The sequence below is a fragment of the Paraburkholderia diazotrophica genome, from assembly GCF_038900755.1.
Lineage (GTDB): Bacteria > Pseudomonadota > Gammaproteobacteria > Burkholderiales > Burkholderiaceae > Paraburkholderia > Paraburkholderia diazotrophica_A.
In genome coordinates this window covers 1-2,929 of sequence record NZ_JBBPEN010000049.1, presented here as the reverse complement: position 1 = coordinate 2,929, position 2,929 = coordinate 1, and the positions used below count along the sequence as shown (strand labels likewise).

1 protein-coding gene and 1 pseudogene are annotated in these 2,929 nt (G+C 59.7%); one reads left to right on the top strand and one right to left on the bottom strand.

Annotation, left to right across the window (positions count from 1 at the left end; all coding sequences use genetic code 11):
• Positions 1-356 precede the first annotated feature (356 nt).
• A complete protein-coding gene (locus AABE10_RS36040) occupies positions 357-1,352 on the top strand; it encodes a CAP domain-containing protein (RefSeq protein WP_342937813.1) in 996 nt (331 codons plus the stop codon).
• A gap of 820 nt (positions 1,353-2,172) precedes the next feature.
• Here the strand turns inward: AABE10_RS36040 and AABE10_RS36035 are convergent.
• Positions 2,173-2,929, bottom strand: a pseudogene (locus tag AABE10_RS36035) (hypothetical protein); the annotation flags it as partial.

Sequence of the window (2,929 nt, the reverse complement as noted above, 5' to 3'; positions counted from 1 at the left end):
ACGGGAACCCGAGTCGTTCCGCAACTCGCGAAAGTCGGGCCTGCCGTTACTGGTATTGGCCTGATCGTCGCCTTCGTTGGTCTGCGAGTTTTCCATCGACGCGCTCGCAAGCGCCGATAGATGCGCTACGCCCGTCTTTTGGCGGGCTTTTCTTTGCCCATGTCACCGTCAGGCTAAACCCTGATCGGATTCTTTCCGTTAGCCATAAAATGACGCCCGCATTCCGGCATCAGCGCGACAGCCCGACGATAGCGGGAACGCGACCGAGCGGAAACTTGACTTCGCACCACGCTCGATAAACTGGAATCAAGGTCGTGCAAGGGGCACGGCCAATAACAACTCCGAGGATGTACACGATGAAGAAGAAAATCTCCGCCCTCACCGCCGTATCGTTCGCAGCCGCGCTCGCCCTTTCCGCGTGCGGTGGTGGCGGTGGTGGAAACGGGGGCAACAGCTCGGCCGCAGCTTCGACACCAGCGAGCGCTCCGTCGCCGACGACTGGAAACCTTACTTCCCCGCAGTACGCGGCCACGTCGGCACAAGCGGCAGTATTCAACACGCTCAATCAGCAGCGCCAGCAGTGTGGCCTGCCAGCATTCACCGAAAACACGATTCTGGATCAAGCTGGCCAGGCGCATGCGGACTATCAAGCCCAGAACGGCGGTCTGATTACCGACACTGAAGACTCCAGCAAGCCTGGCTTCACGGGCGCGACGTACACGGACCGCGCAGTCCACTTCGGCTTTCCGGGCTCGCAGACGACGTATTCCGGTGGTGCAAGCGCTGGGTACTATACGAACGCGACGTTGTCCGAGACACAGTATGGCCAGCAAATCGCTTACGAGTGGCTGAGCGGGGTCTATCACATCGCTATCGGCGCCTGGCCAGTGACGGAGATTGGCATCGGCTGGCATGAGTTGACGTTTAACGGCTTCCCGCAGATTCTTTCGTCCGTGACGGTCGCGAACCTGCAGACCCTGTCGGGCAACTTGCCGTTGACTTTCCCCTGCCAAGGCACGACCGGCGTTCCCTATACCGGTGGCGGCGAAACGCCTACTCCGCCTAACACCTCGGGCAACTTCGGGCAGCCCGTCGCCATCGTCGGCAATTCGACCGACACCATCGTGCTTACGAGCGGCACGATGACCGATACGCATGGCACTGTCATCAACCTGCAATTGCTCGATTCGGCTAACGATCCGAACAAGCTCCTTCCGAAGTTCGAAGCGGTAGCATATCCGTCTGGGCCGCTTACGGCCAACACGACTTATGCCGTTTCCGTGTCGGGAACCATCAACGGTACGGCGTTCTCGCGGAACTTTACGTTCACGACGGGCAACCTTGTAGGCTGATCCGGCACGCCGATCCGCACTACATAGTTGTTCACGGATTTTTCGCAGGCAAAAAAGGAGCCCCACACTACCTTGTCGTGTGGGGCTCTTTGATTTTCCAATGACCGGAGCGGGCACACACCTGCTCTAGTGATTTCCCCCGCAATTGGTGCCGGTCGGCCAGCCAACCCAAAAATCGAACCTCAGGACACTGTTGGAATTTGGATCAATCCAGCAGATCGGGATGTACATGTCACTGGTACCGTGGCAAATGTCGTACGGAGTCCCATGCCAGTCCACACCATTTCCGTTGGCAAATGACGAGTACGGCACAGCGTTTGACGGCAGTCCATAGATCGTTTGATATAACGACCAATTCGTATTTACGCTGGACGGTTGAGTCCTAGCGTCTTCCCATGAGTATGGACCGTAAGGTGTATAACCGGCCGTTGATTGAGCCGCGCACATACTGGAAGGGTCAGGTGGGGGCGGCGGCGAACGCGGTGTGCAACCCAATCCTACCCAGCTGCTTCCGTTCCACGAGGCGGGTGGCGTCTCATCGTAGCCGGAAGGGCACGTCGGCGGAGCTTGATAGGCGCACTGCGGCGCTGTCCATTGCGATCCGATCCAACGAGAAGCGCCAACGGTCGTCCATCCGGCCGCAGTGGAGCACTGCGGTTGGGGCTGCCATCCACTGACAATCGGCGTCGTACACGTCGAATCCTGGTTGCCGTAGGAGCAACGCGCTGGCCCCGCCAACGCGACGCGCGCGAAAAAAAGTATGCAGATCGGCAGCGCAACGCGCACGATCGCTCTTACGAGACTCACTTGGCTTTCTCCTTTAGTATGCGCAGTAAGTTGATGCGACGGCCTGGCCCCCGACTCCCGAGCCACTTCCATCTGTGATCCATACCGTCCACGGTCCCGCGCCGCTCACGCTGTAGTTGACTGATGCCGTAGGATCAACGTAGAGACTTTGCCCGGTGATGATGATTTCCGGCGTCCCGCTTCCCGGACAGGTCGGAGCAGGTACGCCTCCGCCGTTCTGGACGATGTAGTAGCCGTAGCGCTGCCAGCGACCACCGACCGGCAACCACTGCCCCCACTGGCACGAAAGGATCAGGCCCGAGCCATCGCTCGATGCCGCTATCGCGGAACCGGAACAGGCCGTTCGTGGCACCGCCAGATTTCCCACCTGCAACGTTCCCGTCACCGTCGCATTGCCATTGACATTCGCAGCACCCGTATTGATCGGAGCGGGACCGGTGCCTGCTGCGTTCTGCACGTAGAGCGTCGATGGCGTTCGAACCGCATTGCTCACTGCGACATTCGACGCGGCGAGAGTCGGTGCGGCAATGGTCCCCTCTGCGTCGATGTCGTGGACGTTGTGCATGCTCACGTGATTGACATTCTGGTCGCCCGTCCATGTGAGTGAACCATCGCGCCGGATATAGACCGAATTGCCGTCAGTCGTTGGCCCGTTTGTCGCGAGGATCGCGGCCGCCGGATTGCCCGGCAGCGGATTGGTCGCGGTCCATGCCCCGTTGAGGCCTGTGATCGTTCCCGGGCTCTGCGCTTTCGAGTAGCCGAACGAATTG

Excerpts from the sequence above, each read along its gene's own strand:
- AABE10_RS36040 (WP_342937813.1), top strand. The coding sequence starts at position 357 with ATGAAGAAGAAAATCTCCGCCCTCACCGCCGTATCGTTCGCAGCCGCG.